The organism is Paenarthrobacter sp. PAE-2 (assembly GCF_026013155.1).
GTDB classification, from domain to species: Bacteria; Actinomycetota; Actinomycetes; order Actinomycetales; family Micrococcaceae; genus Arthrobacter; species Arthrobacter ureafaciens.
The window spans coordinates 92,980-118,309 of the sequence record NZ_JAPDNV010000001.1; the positions used below are offsets into that span (position 1 = coordinate 92,980).

16 protein-coding genes are annotated in these 25,330 nt (G+C 65.5%); 3 read left to right on the forward strand and 13 right to left on the reverse strand.

The window, feature by feature from the left end; genetic code table 11:
• The 5 genes from OCL88_RS00320 to mfd all read right to left on the reverse strand — a co-directional run bounded on the left by OCL88_RS00320 (position 1) and on the right by mfd (position 9,914).
• Entirely contained in the window at positions 1 to 3,123 is a 3,123-nt protein-coding gene (locus tag OCL88_RS00320) for a hypothetical protein (RefSeq protein WP_264961204.1), read from the reverse strand.
• Positions 3,113 to 4,558, reverse strand: coding sequence for a glycosyltransferase family 4 protein (locus OCL88_RS00325; RefSeq protein ID WP_264961205.1), 1,446 nt, complete (start codon positions 4,556 to 4,558; stop codon positions 3,113 to 3,115). Before OCL88_RS00325 ends, OCL88_RS00320 begins: the two co-directional genes overlap by 11 nt.
• Positions 4,555 to 5,349, reverse strand: a complete 795-nt coding sequence (locus OCL88_RS00330) for a glycosyltransferase (protein WP_264961206.1) — start codon at positions 5,347 to 5,349, stop codon at positions 4,555 to 4,557. Before OCL88_RS00330 ends, OCL88_RS00325 begins: the two co-directional genes overlap by 4 nt.
• Before the next feature lie 126 nt (positions 5,350 to 5,475).
• Complete coding sequence (locus OCL88_RS00335) at positions 5,476 to 6,285, reverse strand: metal-dependent hydrolase (protein ID WP_264961290.1); 810 nt, start codon at positions 6,283 to 6,285, stop codon at positions 5,476 to 5,478.
• Positions 6,286 to 6,290: 5 nt separating this feature from the next.
• Complete coding sequence (gene mfd, locus OCL88_RS00340; protein ID WP_264961207.1) at positions 6,291 to 9,914, reverse strand: transcription-repair coupling factor; 3,624 nt, start codon at positions 9,912 to 9,914, stop codon at positions 6,291 to 6,293.
• 41 nt (positions 9,915 to 9,955) lie between these two features.
• Here mfd and OCL88_RS00345 point away from each other — a divergent pair, with 41 nt between their 5' ends.
• Genes OCL88_RS00345 through OCL88_RS00355 form a run of 3 tightly spaced genes read left to right on the forward strand, consistent with a single transcriptional unit; the run spans position 9,956 to position 12,361 of the window.
• Positions 9,956 to 11,590, forward strand: coding sequence for an SDR family oxidoreductase (locus OCL88_RS00345; protein ID WP_410868108.1), 1,635 nt, complete (start codon positions 9,956 to 9,958; stop codon positions 11,588 to 11,590).
• Positions 11,591 to 11,640: 50 nt separating this feature from the next.
• Positions 11,641 to 12,138, forward strand: a complete 498-nt coding sequence (locus OCL88_RS00350; protein ID WP_021471449.1) for a DUF2505 domain-containing protein — start codon at positions 11,641 to 11,643, stop codon at positions 12,136 to 12,138.
• Between the two features lies 1 nt (position 12,139).
• Positions 12,140 to 12,361 (forward strand): SCO4848 family membrane protein, encoded by a 222-nt coding sequence (locus OCL88_RS00355; protein ID WP_264961209.1) that lies wholly within the window; start codon positions 12,140 to 12,142, stop codon positions 12,359 to 12,361.
• 31 nt (positions 12,362 to 12,392) lie between these two features.
• Here OCL88_RS00355 and sufU read toward each other — a convergent pair whose 3' ends face one another.
• The 8 genes from sufU to OCL88_RS00395 form a co-directional block, all read right to left on the reverse strand.
• Positions 12,393 to 12,848, reverse strand: a complete 456-nt coding sequence (sufU, locus tag OCL88_RS00360; RefSeq protein WP_264961210.1) for a Fe-S cluster assembly sulfur transfer protein SufU — start codon at positions 12,846 to 12,848, stop codon at positions 12,393 to 12,395.
• Between the two features lie 37 nt (positions 12,849 to 12,885).
• Entirely contained in the window at positions 12,886 to 14,211 is a 1,326-nt protein-coding gene (locus OCL88_RS00365; RefSeq protein WP_264961211.1) for a cysteine desulfurase, read from the reverse strand.
• 79 nt (positions 14,212 to 14,290) lie between these two features.
• Positions 14,291 to 16,714 carry an ATP-binding protein gene (locus OCL88_RS00370; RefSeq protein ID WP_264961212.1) on the reverse strand — a complete coding sequence of 808 codons (2,424 nt, stop codon included), beginning with the start codon at positions 16,712 to 16,714 and terminating at the stop codon, positions 14,291 to 14,293.
• Positions 16,715 to 17,183: 469 nt separating this feature from the next.
• Positions 17,184 to 19,844, reverse strand: a complete 2,661-nt coding sequence (locus OCL88_RS00375; RefSeq protein ID WP_264961213.1) for an AAA family ATPase — start codon at positions 19,842 to 19,844, stop codon at positions 17,184 to 17,186.
• Between the two features lie 41 nt (positions 19,845 to 19,885).
• The gene (locus OCL88_RS00380; protein ID WP_264961214.1) at positions 19,886 to 22,624 is read right to left on the reverse strand and encodes a helix-turn-helix transcriptional regulator; all 2,739 of its coding nucleotides are present in this window, start codon (positions 22,622 to 22,624) and stop codon (positions 19,886 to 19,888) included.
• Between the two features lie 127 nt (positions 22,625 to 22,751).
• Positions 22,752 to 23,336: an aminoacyl-tRNA hydrolase gene (gene pth / locus OCL88_RS00385; protein ID WP_264961215.1), complete on the reverse strand. Its 585-nt coding sequence runs from the start codon at positions 23,334 to 23,336 to the stop codon at positions 22,752 to 22,754.
• 115 nt (positions 23,337 to 23,451) lie between these two features.
• The gene (locus tag OCL88_RS00390) at positions 23,452 to 24,054 is read right to left on the reverse strand and encodes a 50S ribosomal protein L25/general stress protein Ctc (RefSeq protein WP_021471458.1); all 603 of its coding nucleotides are present in this window, start codon (positions 24,052 to 24,054) and stop codon (positions 23,452 to 23,454) included.
• 293 nt (positions 24,055 to 24,347) lie between these two features.
• Positions 24,348 to 25,328, reverse strand: a complete 981-nt coding sequence (locus tag OCL88_RS00395) for a ribose-phosphate diphosphokinase (protein WP_021471459.1) — start codon at positions 25,326 to 25,328, stop codon at positions 24,348 to 24,350.
• Between the last annotated feature and the right edge of the window lie 2 nt (positions 25,329 to 25,330).

The following is a 25,330-nucleotide window of genomic DNA, read 5'->3' on the forward strand; positions in this document are numbered from 1 at the left end:
TTACCTTTCTGTCCCGTAGCTCTTGGAGGGCACCCCTACGTTGGCAGCGGCTGCTGCCTGACGTTTGGCCGGATCCACGTACCAGATGGTGGTTGCGCCGTTGGTTGGACCGGCCGTGGTGACCATGGGCGTTGCGTGTTCCTCCAACCAGGCGAGCATGGCGGGATTGGCGTATCCGTAGCCCTGCCTCGTTGGTTTCGATTGGGTGAGGACATAGCTCACGCCGTTTTGTTCCATCAACGGCGCATCCGGCCAGATGCCAAAACGGGGATCGTGCATGTAGGCGAAGTGCCCCGTGCTGTTGGTGACGCTGATCCGCGCGTCGACCGGGAGGTTGGCCTGGATCCACTCATCGGCGCGGACAAATCCGTTGTCCTGGGTCAGGGCGGTCCGCAGTCCCAGCGCCACCGTGAGCACCACGTGGATCACGCCGATCACGGCCAGCACCTTGCGGGTGCCCGGAAACCTCTCCCTGAGCTCCACCACGAACAGGACGGCGCACAGTGCGCCAACCACCATGACGCCGTACCCGTACTGTTCCTCAAAGGTGCCGAACAAAGCGCTGTAAGTTCCCGCGGCGCCAAGCGCCAGGCCGGCCAGCCCCATCAGCCGCCGACCGGCGTGGATGCTGAAGCACAGCAGCAATCCGGCAATAGGGCACAACACCAAGAGGAGATAGCTGGTACCGAATTGCCCTGCCTGCTCCACCAGCCGGGAGTCGATGCTCGGTGACCCCTCCGCGGTGAACCCGGTGGACTTCTCCACCCCGGACATGCGGACAACTCCATGGCTCTTGGCCCACTGCCACGCAGGGAAGTGTCCATGGACAGTCACCACCAGCAGGTAGACGGCGTAGGGAACAATGCCGAAGCCAGTGACCACAAGCCCTTGACGCCATGGGAGGGTCTTCTTCCACGCCAAGGCCGCAAGCACGGTAGCGATAGTGCAAATGAGGAAGAAGTCCTTGCACACCACCGAGTACCCCAGCAGTAAGCCGGCCCCTGCCAACCTCGCAAAGGAACGCAGACGGCCTTCCCCCTCCCGGCTGCCCACCAGGAGCACCATCCCGGCCAGCGCCGGCACCATGGCCGAGGTCTCCAGGAAAGCATGGCTGTTGTTGCGCAGGATGAACGGCTCGAAGGACAAAATCACCGCAGTCAGCCACGCGGCGGCCAAGCCGGCCAGTTTGCGGATCAGCAGGTAGCCCAAACCCACAGTGACGGCTCCCAGGACGGCGTTGAGCCAGCGAAGCTGGAGGGTCATCGGGATGATGTCTCCGGACAGGCCGAACACCTTGATGACGCCGGCTTCGAGCAGGAAGTAGCCCGGAGGGTGCAGGAAGAACGGACCGTCAGGCAACGTCGGAAATTCACCCGCGCCCACCGATTCGCCGAGCCTGACGTACAGCATTTCATCAACCCACAGTTCAAAGCCCCGCTCCAGGCCTAGGGCGCGCACGCCGAATCCTGCCGCGGTCACCAGCACGAACGTGGCGGCCGTGTTGGCGGAGAGGCGGGCTCCGATGCGGGCCAGCCGACCTGCCGGTGGTGTTTGCGGCTTGGACCGCCGGCCCACGAGCTTGGACCGCCGGCCCGCGGCCCGGGATCGCCGCTCCATGGGCGGAGTTCGCCGCCCATGGGGACTGGCAGCGCCGCCGGGCCGCCGCCGTCGTAATATCCGGAGGTCGTTGCGCGTGGGCAGAAGCCCCCGTTGATGGGCAAGGACACCTGTTCCGCCGACGCCGGCCAGCAACAACCACACAACGGGTTGCAGCCGGGCGGCCACACCGAGGACCACCAGAAGGGCCAGGACGCCCGCCGCCCACGCGAAGCCGGACCGCCCCGAACCGGAGGCTGTATGAACGGCCAGAACCGGCCGGGCAATGACAGCCAGCGCCAGAGCCGCAGCCACGGCACCTACGCCACAACCAATGGCCATGCCCCGCACGCCATCGAACTCCCAGCCCGCCCACAAGCCACCCAGCACCAGGACGCAGGCAATGGCGAGGCCCAGTTGGCAGCGGCGGTAGGCGCGCAGGGCCAGGAGGACCGTGGTGAGGACCATCAGGACCGCATAGCCCAGGCCGGCCGCAGCGAGCCACGGCAGGAGCCCCAGGGATCCGTGGTATTTCTGCGGAACAATGAGCCCTGACATCATCGGAGGCGCCGTGGCAATGACGGCAAAAGCTACCGTCCCGAGCTGCCCGAAGGAGACAAAAGCTTCTGCAAGGACCTTCCGGACATACGCTCCCGGACTGCGTAGCAAAGGAAAGGCAACCAGCGCGGTCCCCGCGGCCACATAGACAGGTCCTTTTGCGATGGTGGCCAGCGCCTGGAAGCCTGCCGCCTCCGCGGAGCCACCGCCCAGGAAACCGACCACGACGACGTCGATGCCCACCAGGACGGACACGACGCACAGGACCGAGGCGATGTCGCCGGTTTCAGCCCAGCGCCACTTCTCCCTAAGCACTCCCGGACGCCACGTCAGATCCCGGTAGAAGGACCGCGGCACGGCAAACTGCACCAGGGAGCCCACCGCAAATCCAGCCACTGCTCCCCCAGCGCCCCAGGCAAGGGCGATGACCACCAGGCTGAAGAGCAGCCGAACAAACACCTCGACGATGGTGGTCAGGGAATACCACGGAAATCTCAGCTCGCCCTGAAGCCAGCCGGCATGCGCCGTGACGACGAAGATCCCCAAGGAGCCCAACGCCACAGCTGCCGCCAGGTCCGGACCTGCGAAAACGAGCGCCAACCCTCCCGTGAGCAGCGCCGAAGCCGCGCCCGCCGCCCACGAAACGAAAACCGCGAAGGCCATCCCGTCCCTGCGCTCCTCCGAACCCGCAGGATGGACTGCCACGATGTGGGACAGCGGCAACGGAACCAACGCCGAGGCCACAATTCCCACGATGCCCATGAGCATCGCGGCTGCGGCGAAATGCGTGTAGTCGGTGGTCTCAAGCATGTTGGCCATCAGGAGCGTGCAGACGTAGCTCACTACCCCCACCAGTCCCGCCGAGACCGCCAGGATGCCGCTGTTTTCCGCTACTTTGCTTGCCTGGCCGGCTTTGGCACGGCTTCGGTATGCCGGCGCGCTGCCGGAGCCTGTCCCGCTATAAGTCATGAACAGCGTCGGCAGGAGTGAACCCGTTGCCCGGTCCGGCGAGGAGGCTGCTCCTCCCTGCCGGCCGCACCTCCGCGGCAATCACACCCACGCTTTTCAAGGCAGCGAACGCCTCGAATTCATCGCGCCCTTTGATGAGCACTTCCACGTCGCCCTCGGTCTCCCGCACTTCATCCGTGGGCCTGAGGACGCTCCGTATGCTTCCGAGGTCCACTCCCGCGGGAAGTTCGAAGCGTGCCACGGTGGACATGTCCGAAACGCTGGCATAGCCATCAACGCCCCGGCGGCGCAGGGTCTCCTCCAACAGGACACCGGCTAACAATTCAGAGGAGCGGTCCCAGGTGAAGCACCGGGCCCACTCCTGGCACTGGGCAGACATTGCCTTGGCGGCGTCCGCATCAGCCAAAGCCTCCAACGCGGAAACCATGGCAGCGCCCAGTTCCGTGGGTGTGTCCACGAACCAGCCCGTCCGCCCATCCACCACTGAGTCCCGGATTCCCGGGACCTGCAATGCCAGGCAGGGGACGCCCCACGCTGCGGCCTCCACTACCGAGCATCCCCAACCTTCGGAAGCGGAGGTAGATGTTGTGAGCCAGGCGCGGTTCAAGAGGTTGTCGCGGACTTCGTTGGGCTGGTATCCGTGAAACGTCACTGCGTGGTCCAGTCCGAGGTCCATGGCCAACTGCTGCAAACGGGGCTTCTCCGGACCATCTCCCACGATTTCCAGGCGCAGATTCGGAATACTCCGCGCCGCCAGCGCGAACTGCCCCAGCAACAAGTCCAGCCGCTTGTGGGGAACCAACCGGCTGACGACACCAATGGTTGGTTCCGGGTCCCTGGGCCCCGGCCTTGCGGGCACGTCGATGGTGCCGTTCGGGACCACGTGCACAGGACCGGTGAAGCCAAGCTTGCGCAGCTCCAGTCGCGTGGACACCGATACTGCCGCAATGGCCCGCTGACCGTAGACCGCCTTCGCGCCGCTGTTCTCCAAGAAGCGGCCAAGGGCTGCCAAGGGAGGAGCGAACCTCGTGGCGAACTGCTCTTGATGGACGTGGTGGATCAGTTGGACGATCGGGGTATCAGCCGGTACGAACAACGGAGAGAAGAAGGGGATTCCGTTCTGGCAGTCAACAATTGCATCGAACGTTTCGCCTGACCTCAAAAGCTTGAGCGCTGACCGGGCATAGATGGCCAGGGGCCCGCCTGCACGCAGGACCCGGACGCCGTCGATGACGTCAGCTGCGGCTTGTCCGGTATCCCGGCCGGTGAACCAAGTGACCTTGATTCCGTTCTCAACCCACCTCCGGGAGATCTCGTGCATGTATTGCTCGGCCCCGCCGGCCTGTGAGTGCAACACGTCGCGCCAGTTGAGGACCAGCACGTGTTTCCCAGCGAGCCGCGCGACGGCGGTTTCGTGTGTCAGTACCGCGGTCACGGCGTTGACTTTGGGAGCTGGAAGACGGCGGCGAAACTGGCTACGCCGTCATGGAGGGGCCGGAAGGACGACGATGCGCCATCTGTCCATGCGACCGGCAGTTCAACAATCGGTGCGTCCTGGAGTTGAAGCCTGAGAAGCAGCTCGACGTCGAAGGCGAAGCCTGTTGCCCGGCACTGCACCATGGCAGCGGTGAGCGCATCACGTTCAAAGAACTTGAAGCCGCATTGTGTGTCGGCGATGCCCTTGACCTTTGTCCTGGTCAACGCCCTGAACGCCCTGCCGCCCAGGCGCCGGCCCAGCTGTTGGGGCCGGACGAGCGTGGCGCCGGGCGCATGCCGCGACGCGATCACGGCTGCGGCACCATGCTGCAGATGGGACATGGCAGCAGCCAGGGTCTCCACGGGAGTGGCCATGTCGGCGTCGAAGAAACCAGTAAACCGCGAGGTCCCGCTCAGGAGCCCCCGACGGACGGCAGCGCCCTTGCCACGGCGCGCACAGCCGATCACCGAGATCGGCACCGGGCTTCCCGCTTCCCTGGACAGTTTCCGGACCACCGGCCCTGTTTCGTCCACGCTGGCGTTGTCCACCACCACAATCCGCGAAGACCACGGCTGCGCGGCGAGGAAGTCGGCTGTCTGTCGCAGCGTGCCGGGCAGCCTCGAAGCCTCGTTGTACGCCGGAATAATAACCTCAAGGTCAACGTGTGAGCGCCGCAACGATTGGGTGCGTCGCTGTGCCTCACTTTCCTTGCTGCCTGAATGGATGCCGTGCGAACGGAACAAATCCATGTGAACCTCCAAGTTCCCCAAACCAAAGTCTTACCGGGGCAAAGGCGCCCGTTTGGATGTGGAGGGAGGCCATGAGTCATGACGCGAATTTGATGGACGTTTCAAGCAATGGACCAAACGGGGAGCTCAGGGAAGCTGCAGTGCACCGCCCAAAGCAGCCACCATTCCGGGCCAATGCTGTTGGGCAAGGGTCCAGGCGGAGACGGCCATTCCCACCATGGCGTAGCCGCTCACCGGGATCAGCACCAGCCACTCGCGACGGGATCCCGCGCGGCCGAGCAAGGGCAGGGAAAACGCGCCGTTCGGCCGCCAGATCCCCTTGATGGCCGACTTGCGGAGGAACTTGGGCGGCTTGATGACGATGGGCCATAACAGGGGCACACCGCCCACAGTGATCATGTCCCCCACGATGTGGACCACCACGCCCGTCAGCATGGACAAAGGCAGCCAACCCCACTGGTCCGGCGCGAACCACGTCACCAAGCCGGCCATGACAAGGGCGAAGATCCAGTTGGTGATCCAGCCGGACTTGGGAAACAGCTTCAGGGCCTTGGCCGCGAGGTTGATCATGAACATGCACAGGAGTCCGGCGCCCACGGACAACTTCCCCACCGGCGTGACCATCTGGAACTGGGCGGCCATTGCGGCCAGCACCACGAAGGCGGAGGCTCCCAGCAGCGAGTGCGTCCCCTGGCGGTGCCCGCCGCTGGCCTTCTCGATGCCCACGGCGATCACGTTGGAGACCGGCGGCAGCGAGTTTGCAATGGTGCTGTGCCGGTGGTCCCAGTCGCACACGAGTGCTGTTCCCGCCGTCGCCATGGCCCCGATGAGGATGCCGGTGGAATCCAGCGGGTACCAGCCCAGTGCGTACGGCCCGGTCGAGGCAATAGCGATCCACGCCGCGGCTCCCGACGCGGCGTGGTGTCCTCCCATCATTGACGTCAGCCGGCTTTCACGGGCACGTCGGCGAAGATCGCCTCGATGACGTTGTTGGCCCATTCCAGGATTTCGGCGTCCTGCAGGTCGCGACCGCCGATCCGGGCGGTCTTGGGTTTGGGGATCAACACGGCGTCCAGCGCAGGCTTCACCTGGGAACCGGGGTACATGCGGTTCAGGCGCATGACCTTGGACTCGGGCAGTTGTGCCGGCGAGAAACGGATGAAGTTTCCCTGGAGCGCGACGTCGGACAGGCCGGCTTCGCGGGCCCCCACACGGAAGCGCGCCACGGCGATCAGGTTTTGCACGGGAAGCGGCGGCTCGCCGTACCGGTCCACGAGTTCGGCCAGGACTTCCTCGATGGCCTCGTTGGTGACGGCGGCCGCCAACTTGCGGTAGGCCTCCAGGCGAAGCCGCTCGCCGGGCACGTAGTCATGCGGCAAGTGCGCATTGACGGGAAGCTCGATCTTCATCTCCGCGGCTTTCTCCTCCGCGTCTCCGCGGTACTCGGCCACGGCTTCGCCCACCAGGCGGATGTAGAGGTCGAACCCCACGCCCTGGATGTGGCCGGACTGCTCGCCGCCCAGGAGGTTGCCGGCACCGCGGATTTCGAGGTCCTTCATGGCCAACTGCATACCGGCGCCCAGCTCGTTGTGGGCAGCCACGGCCTTGAGGCGCTCCAACGCCACCTCGCCCAGCGGCTTTTCCGAAGGGTACAGGAAGTAGGCGTAGGCGCGTTCGCGGCCACGGCCCACCCGGCCACGGAGCTGGTGCAGCTGGGACAGGCCATACTTGTCCGCACCGTCCACAATCAGGGTGTTGGCGTTGGAAATGTCCAGTCCGGTCTCAATGATGGTGGTACACACCAGCACGTCGAAGCGTTTCTCCCAGAAGTCCACAATGATCTTTTCCAGGCGGCTTTCGGACATTTGCCCGTGGGCCACTTCCACGCGGGCCTCAGGAACCAGTTCGCGGATCTGTGCCGCAACACGCTCAATGGAAGAGACGCGGTTGTGCACGAAGAACACCTGTCCTTCACGCATGAGCTCGCGGCGGATAGCAGCCGAGGTCTGCTTGTCCGTGTAAGGGCCAACATACGTGAGCACCGGGTGGCGTTCCTCCGGCGGGGTGGCCAGGGTGGAGGTTTCCCGGATGCCTGTCAGGGACATCTCCAAGGTGCGCGGAATCGGCGTGGCGCTCATGGCCAGGACGTCCACATTGGTGCGCATCTTCTTCAGCGCTTCCTTGTGCTCCACGCCAAACCGCTGCTCTTCGTCGACGATCACCAGGCCGAGGTCCTTGAACTCGAAATCCTTGGACAGCAGCCGGTGGGTTCCGATCACGACGTCCACGGAACCGTTCTTGACGCCCTCGGCGGTTTCCTTGGCCTCCTTCGAGCTCTGGAAACGGGACAGCGGCCGCACCCGCAGCGGGAACCCGCTGAAGCGTTCGGTGAAAGTTTCGTAGTGCTGTTGTGCCAGGAGCGTCGTCGGCACGAGGACAGCCACCTGCTTCCCGTCCTGGACGGCCTTGAACGCGGCCCGGACCGCGATTTCGGTCTTGCCGTAGCCAACATCGCCGGACACCAGCCGGTCCATGGGAATCTCGCGTTCCATGTCCGCTTTGACCTCATTGATGGTGGTCAGCTGGTCCGGTGTTTCCACGTACGGGAAGGCTTCTTCAAGCTCGCGCTGCCACGGGGTGTCCGGGGCGAAGGCGTGCCCCCGGCTGGCCATGCGCGCCGAGTAAAGGCGGATCAGCTCCCCGGCGATCTCCTTCACGGCCTTGCGCGCCTTGGACTTGGTGCTGGCCCAGTCGGCGCCGCCCATCTTGCTCAGGGCCGGAGCGTCGCCGCCTACATAGCGGGTCACTTGGTCCAGCTGGTCGGTGGGAACGAACAACCGGTCCCCCGGAGCGCCGCGCTTGGAGGGGGCATACTCCAGGACCAAATACTCCCGAAGGCCCGAATCGGAGGCCGACGTACCGGCAACCTTACGCTGGATCAGCTCCACGAACTTGCCGATTCCGTGCTGTTCATGGACCACGAAATCGCCGGCATGCAGTTGCAGCGGGTCCACGGCATTACGGCGCTTGGACGGCATGCGCCGCATGTCCTTCGTGGAACTTGCCGACGCCCGTCCCAGCAAATCGGCTTCGGTGAGGAGGCCTAGTTTGAGCCCGTCCAGCACAAAACCGCGTCCGACGGCGGCACAGGTCACCTCGATGATTCCGGGCTGCGGCTCCTTGTCCAGGGAGTCCACGCGGCTGCACGGAATCTCGGCGTCGTGGAACAGTTCGGCCAGGCGCTGGGCCGGGCCCGGGCCGTCCGTGACCACCACGATCCGCCACTGGTCGCGGACGCGGGAACCGATGAACTCCAGCATTTCAGCCACGTCGCCTTGATATCCGCGCGGTTCGCGGGCGTGCAGGTTGAGGACGTCGATGTCCAGGACCAGGTCCTCGTCGGAGGCAAGGGATGTGATGGACCACCAGGAAACGCCGTGTCCCAGTGCTGCGGAACGGGTGTCGGTGAGGGATCGGAAGCTGGCCGCGTGCAGGTCCGTGGACGCCCGGGACAACAAGTCCAAAGGCGCGGCGCCGCCGTCGGACGCCGTCGACCAGGCAGCCTCCAGGAATTCCTCGTTGGTGGCCGCGAGGTCGTGGGCCCGGGTACGGACCTTCTCCGGTTCAATGACCACCGTCATGGAGCCTGCGGGCAGCTGGTCCACCAGAGGAACCATGGCGTCCACCAGCACGGGCGCCAGGGATTCCATGCCTTCCACGGCAATGCCGCCGGCGATCTTCTCCAGCATGTCGGCCGCGGCCGGCATGTCCGCCTTCAGTTTGGCCGCGCGGGACATGACCGCGGGGGTGATGAGGATTTCCCGGCACGGCGGGGCGTGGAGCTCCGTGGGGTGGTGGATGCCCGGGGCGGACAACGACCGTTGGTCGGCTACGGCGAACCAGCGCATCTGGTCGATTTCGTCGCCGAAGAACTCCACGCGGATGGGGTGGTCTTCCGTGGGCGGGAAGACGTCCAGGATTCCGCCACGCACCGCAAATTCACCGCGATGGGTCACCATGTCCACCCGGGCGTAGGCCGCGTCGGACAGCGCCCTCACCACGTCGGTGAAGGAGCGCTCCTGCCCTACCTTCAAGGTGACGGGGACGAGGTCGCCCAAGCCGGCCACAATCGGCTGGACCACGGCGCGAACGGGTGCCACCACCACCCGGAGCGGGACCGCCGTCGAACTTTCCGGGTGGGCGAGCCTGCGCAGGACCGACAGGCGGCGTCCCACCGTGTCAGAGCGCGGCGAGAGGCGTTCGTGCGGGAGGGTTTCCCAGCTGGGGAAGGTGGCAACGGAGTCGGCGGGCAGGTAGGAGGCGAGCGCAGCGGTGAGGTCCTCGGCCTCGCGCCCGGTGGCTGTCACGGCCAGTACCACCGGATCACCGGCGGCACCGGTGGCCAGGGCGTCGGCCATTTCGGCGAGCAGGACGGACCGCATGCCGGTGGGCGCGCTGATTTGATAGTCGGTGCTTCGGGACTCGAAAGGCCGCCCAGCCTCTGTTCGAACGCGCGCAAAAGTCTTGTCTTCCGCCAGTGCGCGGCGCAGGCCGTTGAGGCTCATGGCTGAAACTCCTAGGGTGGGTCCAAGGGCAGGCAACACAAATGCCCGGAAATTCGAATGAATGCCGGGTTGATTCCAGCCTACCCCTCCCTCCAGCCCCAGGAGTTCCTTTGCAGCCAGCGCATGAACAGCCGCTTGAAAAACAGCCTGATCCGCAACCTTCCCGCAAGACCGTCCTGGTAACGGGCGCCACCGGCTACATCGGCGGCCGCCTGGTTCCGCGGTTGCTCGAGGCCGGCCACCGGGTGAAAGTGCTGGTCCGCTCCCCGCAGAAGATCGCTGACGTCCCGTGGCACGGCGACGTGGAAATCATCCAGGATTCGCTGGACAACCAGGACACCGCAGCGAGGGCCATGGAAGGCGTGGACGTGCTGTATTACCTGGTCCATTCCATGGCATCGGGCGGCGGCTACGAGGCGAAGGAAGAAGCGATGGCCCGCCTGGTGGCAGCTGCCGCGTCCGCCGCCAAGGTCTCCAGGATCGTTTACCTCGGCGGGCTCCATCCTGACAATGCGCTGCTTTCAACCCATATGCGGTCCAGGGAGAAGGTGGGCCGGGTATTCCTGGAGTCCGGGGTTGATTCCATCGTGTTCCAAGCGGGCGTGGTGATCGGCTCGGGCTCCGCGTCCTTCGAAATGATCCGTCATTTGGCTGACACGCTGCCCGTCATGCCGGCGCCCAGTTGGGTTAATAACCGGATCGAGGCGATCGCGGTACGCGACGTGCTCCACTACCTCGTTGCCGCTGCCACCCTACCGGACAAGCTCAACCGCACCTTCGACATCGGTTCCCGCGATGTCTTGAAGTACAAGGACATGATGAACCAGTACGCCGTGGAGCGTGGCCTCCCCCGGCGGCTGGTCATTGCCCTGCCGGTTCCCGCGCCGAAGCTGGCCGGGCTATGGGTTGCCCTGGTGACACCGATTCCGCTGTCCATGTCCTTTCCGCTGGTGCAGTCACTGCAGCACGACGCTGTGTCGCGGGAGCACGACGTCGACCGTTACATCCCCCTGCCCGACGGCGGCCTGACCCCGTACCGCCGCGCTGTTGCCTTGGCGCTGGGCAAGGAACGTGACGGTCAGGTGGAGACCACGTGGGCCAACGCCGGCGTGGACTCCGATCCCCTCCCAAGCGATCCAGACTGGGCCGGGTACAAGGTGTATGTGGACGAACGGAAATTCCACAGCCCCGCCCGGCCGGAACACGTGTGGACCATCATCGAAGGCATCGGCGGCAAGAACGGCTGGTACTCGTTGCCGTTGGCCTGGCGTATCCGCGGCTGGATGGACAAGCTGCAGGGCGGGGCCGGCCTGCTGCGCGGGCGGCGCCATCCTAAAACACTCAATAGTGGCGAGGTGGTGGATTGGTGGCGGGTGGAGGCCATTGACCGTGGCCACCTGCTGCGCCTGCGGGCGGAGATGCGGGCGCCCGGGCGCGCGTGGCTCGAGTTGGCGGTAGAGCCCGACGGCGACGGCAGCCTCTATCGCCAGCGCGCCATTTTCTTCCCACGCGGCTTGGCAGGAAGGTTGTACTGGCTGGGCGTGTACCCGTTCCACGGTGTGATCTTCCCGTCCATGGCACGTAACATTTCGGCGGCCGCCACGGCCCTTCAGGAAGCATCCCGCGAGCAGGGTGCAGCCGGGGCCGGTTCGGGTGCGGCCAGCGATACCCCGTAGGATGTTGGGAGCTAAAAGAGCTTCAACACCACCACATCCACGGAGGACCCATGGCCCTGAGCGCATCCACCACCCTGCCGCATAGCGTTGACCGCGTCGCCGCTGTATTCGTCGACGAGGACTTCCTGCGTCACACGAGCGAACTGGTGGGCGGCTCCCTGGAATCGTTCACGATCGACGGTGACACCGCCGGCGCGTTCAGCACCACCACCGTCCGCACGCTGCCCACGACGCGGCTGCCGGACATCGCCCGCAAGTTCGTGGGCGAGAGCCTCACGGTCACCCAGACCGAGCAGTGGGAGGCCCCGGCAGCTGACGGGTCCCGCGCCAGCACCATCGCCTTGAAGGTGGCTGGCGCGCCCCTGGATGTCACCGCTGTCCAGCGCCTGGTGGCTGAAGGCGGCAGCACCCGGATCGAGCTGGAGGGCAACGTGAAGTCCTCTGTTCCATTCCTCGGCGGCAAGATCGCCGACGCCGCGGAACCGATGGTCGGCAAGGCCCTGAACATCCAGTCCCAGCAGGCCCAGGCCTGGCTCGAAAGCCACTAGCGTGGAACTTCCCGCAATCCTGGCGGTTGTCCTGATCGTCGCGGGCGTTTGGTCCCTGGTTGTGTGGCCGCAGTTCCTCAAGCGCGTGATGAAGGATCCGCGTGCGCGGGACGCGTCGGGCAAGGCGACCCGGTTCCTGACCGTGCACGTGGTCCTGGTGACCATCTCCATGGTGCTGGGCCTCGCGACGGCGGCGATCGGCGTCGCAGGCCTCGCCACCTGACGCTGGTGCGCCGGACCAGGCCGTGGCCTGGTTAGGTTGTTGTGGCCTGGTTGAGGGCGTCCTCGGCCGCCACCCAGGAAATCATGGCGCACTTGACTCGGGCCGCGTAGCGGGACACGCCTTCAAAGGCTGCGGCGTCCCCAAGGATCTCCGGGTCCGCTTGGACCTTGCCCCGGGACCGGAGGACCTCGCGGAAGTTGTCGATGACCTCGTGCAGCTCCTCCACGGACAGCCCTTCCGCCAGTTCGCTCAACACCGAGGCCGAGGCCATGGAGATGGAGCAGCCGGCACCGTCCCAGCTCACTTGCTTCACCGTGCCATCGGCTACAGCAAGGCGCAGGGTGACCTCGTCACCACACACCGGGTTGAGCTGGTGTGATTGCCCGGTTGCTGCGCCTTCGGGTGCGGCGGTCTGCGCCAGGCCGCTGCCGTGGCGCTGCTTGGAGTGGTCCAGGATGATCTGCTGGTACAACTGGTCGAGACTCATGGTGCTTGCCTGTTCGTCGAAGGGTGAAGGACCGGCGTCAGGCCTGGAAGTAGGCCCGCACGCCGGATACGGCATCGAGGAAAGCGTCGACGTCGTCGGTGGTGTTGTAGAGGTAGGTGCTGGCCCGCGTGGTGGCGGTGAGGCCGAGCCTGCGGTGCAGCGGCTGCGCGCAGTGGTGCCCCACCCGGACGGCGATGCCGCGGTCATCAAGGAACTGCCCGACGTCGTGCGCGTGCACGCCGGCGACGTCGAACGCGGCCAGGCCGATGCGTTCGGAACCGGAGGCCGGGCCCACCACCCTGATTCCGTCGATGGATTCAAGGCCCTTGACCAGCCGCTCGCCCAACTGGGCCTCCCACGCGTGGATGCGGTCGATGCCCGTTTCGGACAGGTAGTTCACGGCCGCGGCGAGGGCGACTGCCTGGGAAATCCGTTGGGTGCCGGCCTCGAAGCGCTGCGGTGCCGGCAAGTATTCTGCCCGGTCCATGGTGACCGTGGTGATCATGGAACCACCCGTCAGGAACGGCGGGAGCACATCCAGGAGCTCCTGCTTGCCGTAGAGCACCCCCACGCCGGTGGGTGCGAGCATCTTGTGGCCTGAGAACACCGCAAAGTCAACGTCCAGGTCCTTGACGTTGACAGGCATGTGCGGCACGGACTGGCAGGCGTCGAGGACCACCAGCGAACCGGCGCGGCGGGCAAGGGCGACCAGTTCACGCACGGGGTTGATGGTGCCCAGGACGTTGGAGGCGTGCGTGAAGGCCAGCACGCGGGTCCGCTCCCCCACGATCTCCGCCGCGGCATCCAGCCGCAGCGTGCCTTCGTCAGTGACGGGAATGTACTTGAGGGTGGCACCGGTGCGGAATGCCAGCTCCTGCCACGGGATCAGGTTGGCGTGGTGCTCCATTTCCGTCACCACGATCTGGTCCCCCGGACCAATGGCGAGGTCCTTCAAGGCCGAATTACCGCGCTCCTGGGCGGCCCACAGCGCGGCGTTGGACAGCGCATAGCTGATGAGGTTCAGGCCTTCGGTGGCATTGGAGGTCCAGACCGTCTCTTCGTAACGGGCACCGATGAAGTCCGCCACGGTCTGCCGTGCGTCCTCGAACGCCTCCGTGGCTTCGACGGCCAGATGGTGGGCGCCGCGGTGCACTGCCGCGTTGCGCTGTTCATAGAATTCCTGCTCGGCTTCGATCACGCTCAACGGATTTTGCGAGGTTGCGCCGGAATCCAGGTAGATCAGTGGCTTGCCGTTGACCTGCTGGTTCAGGACAGGGAAGTCGTTCCGGATCCTCAACACCTCGGCGTTGTCCATGGCTTGCACGGACTGCTGCAGCGATGCGGGAGTTGATACGACGGTCAAGGGTGACTCCTTGGAAAGCCTTCAGGGACACTCAATTATCCCACGGGTGGCCTCAACCGTTGATGTGCTTTCGGGCACGTCAGCGCCCCGCCGGTCCCGGAAGCCAGCCAAGCGGGGGAACATCGCCGCTGTCGATCACCGCACGCAGCCGCTCCGCCATGAGCGAGGCCCGCCGGCTCGCGGCGCCGCGTGCCCGCGCTCCGTATCTCTCCGCCGCTGCGGCGTAGCAGAGCGCCGCATGGGCGAACTGCCTGTTGCCGGCCAAGCTGCGCCCCGCAGCCTCCAGAGCCCTGGGCTCCCCTCCGGACCAGGCCTGCACAAACGTCCGCAAGGAAGCCCCGCCCGCGCCCTCCAGGTTTTCGGCAAGCCCGCCAAGGCGGTTCAACAGGGGCAGATCGTCGACGACGGCGGAACCGGCCTTAAGTGCCAGGAGGGAGAGTGCTTCGGCCTCGATCACGGCGTTGCCCGCATGGAAATCCCCGGCGAGGCCAAGCAGTGGACCGGCGCCATCGACGTAGTCCTGAGCGGCAACGATGAAGAGTGCACAGTGATCGCGCAGCAACCCGGAGTCCGTCGCCAGCATCAGCGGACCTGCCTCGGCCAAGGCTGCCTGGCTTTGGGCGATGCTGGACTTTGCTTCCTGTCCGGCGCCGTCTTGGGCTTCGCAGAAGGCCAGCATGGCCGCGGCAAACGCCAGTACCAGCGGCAGGCCGGCGTCGGCCATATCAGCAACCACCGGCTCCAGCGTCCGGCGGGCAGCGCGGGGAAGTCCCTGGCTCAACTGTGCATAGCCCCGGGCAACCTCAAGACAGCCGGCCAGATGGGCGGGCATGGCATAGCTCGCCCGTGCGTGCAGCACCGCTTCCAAGGGCGCCCACGCGAGGTTGTAACGCAGGCACATAGCGTGCCGGAGCAGGACTCCCGGCCGGAAGATCTCCAGTTCCGGTTCCGCACCGATGGCCAGGACGGCCGCCGTCGACCTCGCCAGGGCTTCCGGGGCGTTTCCTGCCGTGAGCAACTGTCCGGCGTCCCGGACGGCGTCGAGGATGGCCGTTGCCGGTTCGGAGACATCAGCAGCTGCCGGCACCGGGGCCGCGCCCATGAGGCTCAAGGCCGCCAGCCGGCTGGCCGCCGCGGACCTCACACCCGGCTGCCGATCCGCGGTGGCCAGTGCCCGCAGTTCGGGTGTGGCCGCCTGCAGTTGGCCTTCGGCAATGAGTGCCCGGGCCCTCAAGAGCTTGGCTTCAGGCACATTGCCGGGTTCTTTGACGGCTGCGGCGGCGCGGAGGGCCAGCTCTGCGGTGGACGGACTGTCCGCGGCAGGCGCAGCAGACAGGATCAGTTCATCGGACAGGCTCAGCCCGGAGTCCAGGGTCCAGGTCATCCAGCGCAGCATCGCGGGAGCGGACTCCTTGGTCAGCTTGGGACCCTCGACGCCGATCCGGAGGGCCGTGCTGCGCGAACGCGGAACGGACAGCCGGGTGCCCTCGCCCCAAAGCCAGGAACTGGTCCGGACCATGGGCGGGCTGCCGGGGATCAGCCGGATCCGGTTTGCCGCAAGCAAGTTGTCCATGGTCCGCTGTCCGAAGCTGCGTTCCACGGTTTCCAGTGCCACCGGCTCCCCCAGCGCGATGACCTCCAACGCTTGGCGTTCCTCGGGCGGGCAGAGGGCATTTTCCGCCGCCACGTATTCCACCACGCCCGGCCACCGGCAGCGGGCACTCGGGTCCAGGGTCCAGAATCCGCGCCGATGCACCAGCAACTCCGCCCGCCGGGCGTCCTCAACGGCAAGGCACAACAGACCCGCGTTGAAACCGCTGATGACCGCAAAGACGCCGCTGACCCGGCGCTGGATCCGGCCGCCCAGGAGGTCTTCGCACAGTGCCTGGGCTTCCTGGAAGGTGAAGGGCGGCAGGAGATACTGCTCAAGGAAACCGTCTTCCCATAACTGGTAGAGGTCCTGCGGCAAAGGCCTCCTGCTGTCCGCCGTAGCCACCAAAGTGGCACCGAACCCGGGCATCAACTGCAGCAATACGGCCAACGAGTCCGGGTCGACGTGATGGATGTCATCCACCAACAACACCAGCGGAGGACGCCGTCGCGCCGTCATGCTTTTCCGGCCGCGGCGGCGCGGCGCGGGCGTATACAAATAGTCGGCAGGACCGAGGGCTGCGGTGAGCGCCCGGAAAACATGCAGCCCCGGAAGACCGGAGTACTCCCCCGCAGCTTCAGCGCGCGATGTCAGGGCTCCAAAAGGTACGGCTTCGAGTTCAGGCGTGCCTGCGAATGTTCGGACATCCATCGATTCGGGCAATCCGGCCTGGATGGAGAGCAGCAGGTGGCTCTTGCCTGAGCCTTTGTCCCCCACCACCACTATGCCGTTGGTTGACGGTGACGCTATGGCTCCGACGATGAGCTCCAGGAGCTGCCGGCGGTCCGGAAGTGCCGATGGCCCCAACCCTGCTGCGACGGTGTCTTCGTCCAGCCAAGGGTCCGGCAACATGCGCACTCCAATAAGCAGCAAAAGTCCCTTGTTCGGGGAGAAGGTTGAGTCCCGCGAGCGCGGATCCCTGGCCTAGAAGCCGGCGACGGCTGGGGGGAGAGTCTCGGTCTCAGAAGACTCTGTCGCCGCCGGCTTCGTCCAGGGCCGGACCATCTTGCGACGGCCGGAGCACCGGTTCAAAGAGACCACCGATGCGACTGTTGCGACTGGAATTCCGGCGATGCTTGGGGCTAACCGTCCTTCCAAGAAACAGTTAACCGTCTGGCCGAAACCGGATCACCAGTAGTTGGTACTCGATTCCCTGCGCTGTTTGCGGGCCCGGGTACTCCTTTGTACTCAGTCCTTTCGGGGTGCACTACTTGGTCCCGGCGGAGGCAGACAGGCGTTACTCCATTCATTGGCGGAATTCCGGCGGAGCGGCGCGCACCAGTGGTTTCACAAGTGGTTGGACGGTACTCGGAACGCGCCTTCAGCTGCGGACCGCGGCACCCAGATCTTCACGACGCCGGATGCCCAGTTTTGCGTAACTGCGGTAGAGGTGACCCTCCACAGTGCGCACCGAGACCATGAGTTTCTCTGCGATCTGCCGGTCCGTGAGTCCGGAAACAGCGAGGGCAACAATGTCCTGTTCCCTGCGGGTCAGCGGGACGGACCGGTCGGTTTCCGTGTGCGGGTCATGGACCAGGGCACTGCCGAGGTTGGCTTCACTGGCATCACGCAGCACCGCCGCCTGACGCGCTTCGGGACGCTTGCCCTCGGCGTCGAAGGCGTTGGCTGCCTTATCGAATGCCACAGCGGCCGGGCCGGGCATGCCTGCCGCGGCAAGGAGGTTGCCGGCGTTGACGAAGCCGTCCCCAGCCCCGCCGAGCTGGGCCACCGCCAAGGACTCCCAGCCGTTGGCCCACGATCCACCCATGGGTGAAGCGGTATCCCGGATGGCCTCCATGGCCGGAAGATCGCCGAGCTCGGCACGGAGGACGACGTTCTGCAGGAGGACTCCGGACAACCGGTGCAGGGCGGATGACTCCGGCAGCTCGCGCAGCTTTTCCAGCCCCGCGCCCCTGTCCAGGTGTTCTTTGGCGGCCAGTACGAACAGTTCAGCCAGGGCTTCGATGTAGGCCCCGCCGGCTGCGGCCGTGTCCACTTCGCCGGCCAGGCGCCTGGCCAGATCCCTGTCGCCCGTCCGCGCCGCCGCATAGAAGGCCAACGCAACGCCCAGTCGCCGCAACCGCTGCGGGTCCCTGACCTTGAGGGCTTCCACAGCCGGCGTCAGCACCGCAGCGGCCTGCTCCAGCCGGCCTTGACGCAGCAGCGACAAGCCCTGGAGCGTCTGGATGTCTCCACCAAAGATGATCAGTCCCATGGCAGAGCTCGCCGCGTAACGGTCCAGCGCAGATTCCGCGGCCGGCCATTCCCCGGCTTCCAGGGCTGCCAACGCGTACCGGACCACGATGAAATCACTGAAGTAGAGGAGATCATCCTTGTGTTCGTCCAGGAGCACCAAGGCGTCCCGCCCCTTGTCCAAGGCCTGGACCGCCTGGCCCTCCACCATCAGGAGCTCGCACGTCATGGCAAGCAGGAAGAGCTGGTTCATGACGAAATCGGGCTCATCGGCTGCCATGCCCGCCTCGAACTTTTCCAACCCTTCGCGCAGTTCCGCATAGTGGCCCGAGTGGGCCAAGGCCGCGAGTTCCAAGGCGTCTGCGTGGCGCCGGATCTCGGCCACCTTCGCCGGATCCGCGCTGTGCCGCGCAGCCAGGCCTTCGGCCGCGGCCCGGGCGTCAGCAGCAATATCTGCCGACGAGTCGCCAAGAGCCGATCGGGCGGCCGCCCACAGGAGGCCTGCTCCCAAAGGACCGGACGGATCTGCGTCCAGGAAACCCGAATCTTCCTCGAGCAGCCGTACGGCAGCGCGGTAGTCGCCGTCGTTATAGCTGACCATTGCCATGACCACGCGGGCCCGGGGACGCAGCATCTCTGAACGCACTTTCGCGGCTGCCGCCATGGCCAGCTGGTTTTGCAGCAGCTTCGCTGCCAGGAAGGCGGCCTGCAGGAGCTGTTCGTCCTCGACGTCGGCTCCGCAGTCCAGCGCCCAGCTCACCATCCGCAGCAAACCCTCAGCGGTGGCCGGCTCCGCGGCCAGGTGGTGGACCATCCGCTGGCGTATCTGGAGGCTGCGCGCCGGGGACACGATCTGGCGCAGGGCTTCCCCGTACATCGGGTGCCACATCTTCAGGGGACTTCCGATGCCGTTCGTGGACAGGACCAGCCGGTTGTCCAATAACGAGCGGACGGTGTCCCTGCCGACCAGTGAATCCAGCACGGCCGCCGGGACCGGCTCGGACAACGCCACCACGAACATCGCTTCGCGTTCTGCCTCGCTGGTCCGGAGGACTTTGTTCCGGACAACCTCTGCCAACCCCTCGCCGCTACCGGTCAGGGCGCGGGTCAGGAACCAGACTCCGTTGCGCCTGACGAGGTTCCCGTCAGCCTTGGCATCCTCCACCAGGGAACGGAGCAGGAGCGGGTTGCCCTCGGAGACCGTGTGCAGGACGTCGGCGGTGCTGGCCATGACGGTTCCGCCCAGCATCTTCTCTGCCAGTTCCGTGACGGTTTCCTGCTCCAAGGGGTGCAGCTCCATGCGTTCGGCCAAGCCGTCGTACCAGAGCTGGAGCAGGGCGGGCGGGAGCCCGGGCCTCGGACGGCTCGTAGCCACCAACCTGGCCCAACCCGCCGTCACCAACTCCGCGAGGATCTGCGTGCTCCCCTCATCCAGGTCGTGGGCGTCGTCAACCACCAGCAAGAGGCGGTTGCCTTCGCTGCCCCGCCTTTTTTCGAACTGGGACCAGAACTCCCGCAGGATGGCCACGGGAGAGGTGGCCTGGTCCACCGGCAGGTCCAGCAGGTACGGCGCCAGCACCCCGAACGGAACAGCGGACAACGCAGGACTGCCGTGGACGTGCATCACCACCATTTCGCCGGACAGGCGGGAGGCAAGCTCTGCCGCCATGGCCGTCTTGCCGATGCCCGGGTCAGCGATGAGCAGTACTGCCCCCGCGCCTTCCTGTGTCAAAATTTCCGTGGCCAGGTCCAATTCTGCTTCCCGGCCCACCAGGTACTCAGCCTGCATCGGCGAATCTCACCGAGTAGTCCGTCACCGGGTATGCCTGCTCAGAGGAGACCATTGAGCTCACCCCGCGACGACACCCCGAGCTTGGTAAACACCTGGTAGAGGTGGCCTTCCACTGTGCGCACAGACACCCCAATATCCATCGCGATTTCACGGTTGCTGACACCCTTTCCAGCGAGTTTGGCGATTTGCCGTTCGCGCTCGGTCAACACCGGCGCGTCACTGCGAGGTTGGATCGGCAGGGCCGACACGGATTGTTCGAGCCGTTCCAGGCGGAGCTGGGCCGTCCTGGCCGTGGTGGTCTCGCCGGCGTCGCGGGCGAAGTCCAGGGCCATCGCGACGCACCGGGCCTCCACCACCAGCAAGTCCAGCGCTGCCGCGGCATCGGCGGCGGCCAAAAGGGCTTTGGAGCTGCGGAGCAATGAGCCTCGGGCCAGCTGTCCGGCAATTTCGGCCAAGGGACCCTGGCGGTTTCCGGCGATGTCCTCCAAAAGGCGGTATTCGGCGTCCGTACCTTCGACCGTCGCGCCGAAAAGGCAGATCCCCGCCGTCGTAAACCGCTGGTTGTCGAAGTCCTCGCGGACTTTCGCCAGGAGCCGCTGCTTGACGTCGGGGTCGCCCATCCAGCGGCCGGCCATGTCCGCGCAGAAACCGGCCACGGATTCCGAGAAGTACGTGCCCGTCCCCCGGCAGGTCCGGTACAGGTCCAGGTAGCGTCCGGCTTCCAAGGAGTTGCCCAGTTGTGCGTAGGCGAAGGCCGTGGCGGCGTAGGCGACTTTGACCAGGTTCATGGCCGGGCGAAGCTCGAGTTGGGCAGCCGCGGAGCGCAGCGGTTCAATGGCGCTGGATGGCTTGCCTGCATACGCATACGCCAGGCCGATGCCCAGCTCAGTGATGGCTCCACGGAACTGGAGGCGGGAGGGCTTGGACGGGGCGCGGCGCATGAGCTCGATGCACTTACGCCACTGGCCGGACAACAGCAGGGCCAGGAACGCATGCCGGGCCAGGGCCTCCTCCAAGGGCGCGGGGCTCCCTGCCTCACGCAGAGCCTGGGACATGCTGCGGGCCAGTTGCTGGGCTTCCAGCTCCCGGCCCAGGATGCAGCGGGCTTCGATCAGGAAGAAACCGGACCGCAGCCAGTGCTCCCGGTCAAAGTCCGGGTCCTGCTGCAGCTCCGCTTCCAGGTCCTCGATGATCCGTGCGTACTCTCCCATGTACGTCTGGTACTCGTAGTTGCACAAGCGCATGCGGTTTCTGGCACGGCGTAAGGCCCGCGCTCCGTGCCCGGCCCTGGCCTCCATGTCATCCAGGGCAGCGTTGGCCTCCGCAATGACGCCGGGAACCATACCGGAGCGCCCGTCGATCCATGTCATCGCCTGGCACTTGGCCGCCATGATTTCCGCGAATTCAACGGGTTCCAATGCCGCCAACTGGTCCTCAGTGACCTCATCGAGGGCTTGCGCGGCATGCAGCGGCAAATCGAGCATCAGGTACGCGGCCGCCTTGAGCCGCTGGCCGGGAACCCATTCGGGGTCCTTCGGGTCCAGGGAGAGCGTGCATTGGATGGCGAAGTTGGGATCGTAATCGTCCAGGGCTGCCCGACCGGCGGCAAGCGCGTGGGCAGGCGACGGCGACGGCTCATCCTCGCAGGCATGCATCCACGCCGCGTAGCTCAACAGGTCCTGCGGTGCCAGGCCCTCGAGTTCGGGTTCCTTTGGCCCCAGCAGCATCAGCCACAGTTCCCGGCGGCGCCTGGTGCTGAGCCAACCGCGGACCACTTCGCCGAGGTACGGGTCGCGGAGCGACACCCAGTGCTCACCGGTACGGTCTATTGCCAGGAGGCCGGATTCCTCCATTTCCACCAGCACTTCGGTGCTGAAGATCGCTGCGAGGTCCACGAGGGTTGCGCGCTGCGCACACGCCAGGATTTCAATGACAGTCCGGTTGGTTTGTGGCTCGCGGGCCAGCCTGGAACGGACAAAGTCCTCCACCACCGTGGCACCTTCGAGCTTGATCCGGTCGCGCAACGTCCACACGGAGTCATTGAGGACCAGGTTGCCGGAGTGCCGCTGTTCATCCAGCAGGGCGTGCAGCAGCATCGGGTTGCCGCCCACGGCCGAGTGCAGGGAGCCGACCAGTGTGGACGACACATAGTGTCCCAGCACGGAGCCGAGCACTTGCTTGGTCTGTTCCTCCGTCAAGGTGTTCAGATGGACCTCGCCCAACTGGCCCTCCAGGACCAGGCGATGGAAATCTGCAGGGAGGTCACTGGCGCGTTGCACGGTGGCAATGACCTTGGCCGTTCCAGTGGCCATGAGGTTGAGCAGCACGCCGGTGCTCATGGGGTCCATGCCTCCGGCGTTATCCACGATGAACACCGTCTGGCGTCCCGCCGCTTCCGCCCGGATCAGGGACGTCACCGAGTGCAGGATCCCGGTGGGAGTACTGACTGCTTCGGAAGGGAGGCGGGCGAGGAGAAAGCCGAGGCACCCGTACGGGGTTTGTCCGCCGGCCAAAGTGTTGCGCAACTGCAGGCTGTGGACCTTCGGACCGAGGGAAGCAACCACAGCGCGGGCCAGTCCGGATTTTCCGATGCCCCGGTCTCCTGTGAGTATCACGCCGTAGGAGTTCGGAGCTTCAAGGTGCTTGCCGGCCCTCGCCAAGTCATGGCTCCGGGCCAGGAGGGACCACGTTTGACGGTCGGATGGTCCGCCAACAAGATCGGGAGCCGCAGCCCTGGCCGCGCCTCCCCGGTTCCTGTTAAGCAACTCCGCCGACACCCGCACCCCTCGCTCAGTTCCCCCGTGCACCTGCGTACCATGCACACTACCGCCGGGGCGCGACACTTTATAGGGCCAAGGGTCCCATCGACCGTAAGGCTTTGATCAGGCTTTCCTCAAGATTTGCTCAAGATCGCGCGGCGTGGTGTTTTTGTTGGGCGGACAACAAGCCCTCAGTGATAAGGAGCTCCACGGCATCAGCCGCCTCATCCAGCAGGAACGGCAAGTCCTTCTTCTCCTGGGTAGCGAAGTCACGGAGCACGAAGTCGGCTGTATCCATGCGTCCCGGAGGACGTCCCACGCCCACGCGGACCCGGAGGTAATCCTTGGTGGCGAGGGCCTTGGAAATGTCGCGAAGACCGTTATGGCCGCCTTCCCCGCCACCGATCTTCAGTTTCACCGTGTTGAACGGGATGTCGATCTCGTCGTGGACGGCGATCACGTGGTCCGGAGCCACATCGAAAAACTTGGCCAACGCGGAGACAGGCCCCCCGGAAACATTCATGTACGTCATCGGCTTGGCAAGGACCACGCGCGGGCCGCCGATGCCCAAACGGCCCTCCACCACTTGGGCGCGGGATTTGTGGACCTTGAACTTGCCGCCGATGCGCGATGCGAGTTCATCCAGCACCATCTGGCCCACGTTGTGGCGGTTACCGCTGTATTCGCTGCCGGGGTTGCCGAGGCCAACAATGAGCCAGGTGTCAGTCATGGATTCAATCCTAGGGAATGGAAGAAGGTGCAGGTCAGGCGACAAAGGAAAGTGGCCGGACCCCCATGGGACCCGGCCACTCTCAAGGCAATAGCAGCCTCAGGCAGTCAGAAGACTACTCAGCGGCTTCTTCGGCTGCGGGAGCCTCTTCGCCTTCAGCAGCTTCTTCACCGGCTGCGGAAGCGGTGGCCTCGGAGATGTTGACCACCAGGGTGTCGGCTTCGGTCAGCAGGCTGACGCCCTTGGGGAGCACGACGTCGGAAGCGTGGACGTGCGCGCCGGCTTCGCGGCCTTCGATGTCAACCTCAAGGGCGGTCGGCAGGTGGGTTGCCTCGGCCTCAACGGAGATGGTGACGGCTTCCTGGTTGGCAACGGCGCCCGGAGCAACTTCACCGGTTACGTGAACGGGAACGTCCACGGTTACCTTCTCGCCCTGGCGGACGGTCAGGAGGTCCATGTGCTCGATGGTCTGCTTGATAGCGTTGCGCTGGATGTCCTTGACGATCGTCAGGTGGGCTTCACCGTTGATGTCCAGGTTCAGCAGGGCGTTGGCAACGCGGACTGCCAGGGTGGTCTCGCGGCCCGGGAGGGTTACGTGGACCGGCTCGGCACCGTGGCCGTAGATGACTGCGGGGATGCGGCCTGCGACGCGGGCACGGCGGGCGTAGCCCTTGCCGAATTCGGTGCGCAGTTCTGCTGCGAGCTTCTGCTCAGACATGTGTACTCCTTGATTACTGGTGTGCCGCCGAGGCGGCATGGTGATCAGCAAGGGCGGAGGTCTGGAGTGACCTTCCACGCCCGCGGGCCCGGGCTTGAGCGCCGGCCCGCCTTCGTCGAAGGAGGTTACAGACCCAGTCGATGACGGAGACACTTTCCCGGTTGTGAAACCAGGGGTGCTCTCCCTCGCCAAGGTATCCCCGAAAGTTTACCAGCGGTGCCTGGCAAAATGAAAACGGGCCATCGGACGCCGCTGGGGCGGCCGATGGCCCGTCTACGTACAGCAGTCCGGCGTTACGCCTTGCCGTCAAAGAGGCTGGTGACCGAACCGTCGTCGAACACTTCACGGATGGCGCGGGCAATCAACGGTGCGATGGACAGCACCGTCAGCTGCGGGAAGCGCTTCTCGGCAGGAATCGGCAGGGTGTTGGTGACCACCACTTCACGTGCACCCGACTCGGCCAGGCGCTGGGCTGCGGGATCGGAGAACACGGCGTGCGTGCAGGCAATGATGACGTCCTTGGCCCCGGCGTTCTTCAGGACCTGGACGGCGCCGGAAATGGTTCCACCGGTATCGATCATGTCGTCGATCAGGACGCAGGTGCGGCCTTCGACCTGGCCCACGACGGTCTTGGACACGGCCTGGTTGGGCACGGTCAGGTCGCGGCTCTTGTGCACGAAAGCCAAAGGGGCGCCGCCGAGGCGTTCGGCCCACTGTTCGGCAACGCGGACGCGGCCGGTGTCGGGCGAAACGACAGTGATGTTGTCAGCTTCCACCTTGGTGCGGATGTAGTCGGCCAGGAGCGGGATGGCCATCAAGTGGTCAACGGGGCCGTCGAAGAAGCCCTGGATCTGCGAGGTGTGCAGGTCCACCGACATGATGCGGTCAGCGCCGGCGGTCTTGTAGAGATCAGCGACCAGGCGGGCGGAGATGGGTTCGCGGCCACGGCCCTTCTTGTCCTGGCGGGAGTAGGGGTAGAACGGCGAAACCACCGTGATGCGCTTGGCAGAGGCGCGCTTGAGGGAGTCGATCATGATCAACTGCTCCATCAGCCAGTTGTTAAGCGGTGCCGGGTGCGCCTGGATAACAAATGCATCCGTACCACGAACGCTCTCGGCCGACCGCACATAGATTTCCCCGTTGGCGAAGTCGTACGCGTCCACCGGAAGGAGTTCGGTTTCCAGTTCCTTTGCGATTTCCTGCGCCAGCTCCGGATGTGCCCGTCCGGAGGCGAGAACCAGTTTCTTCTCGCCGTGTGCGGTAATTTCGCTCATTC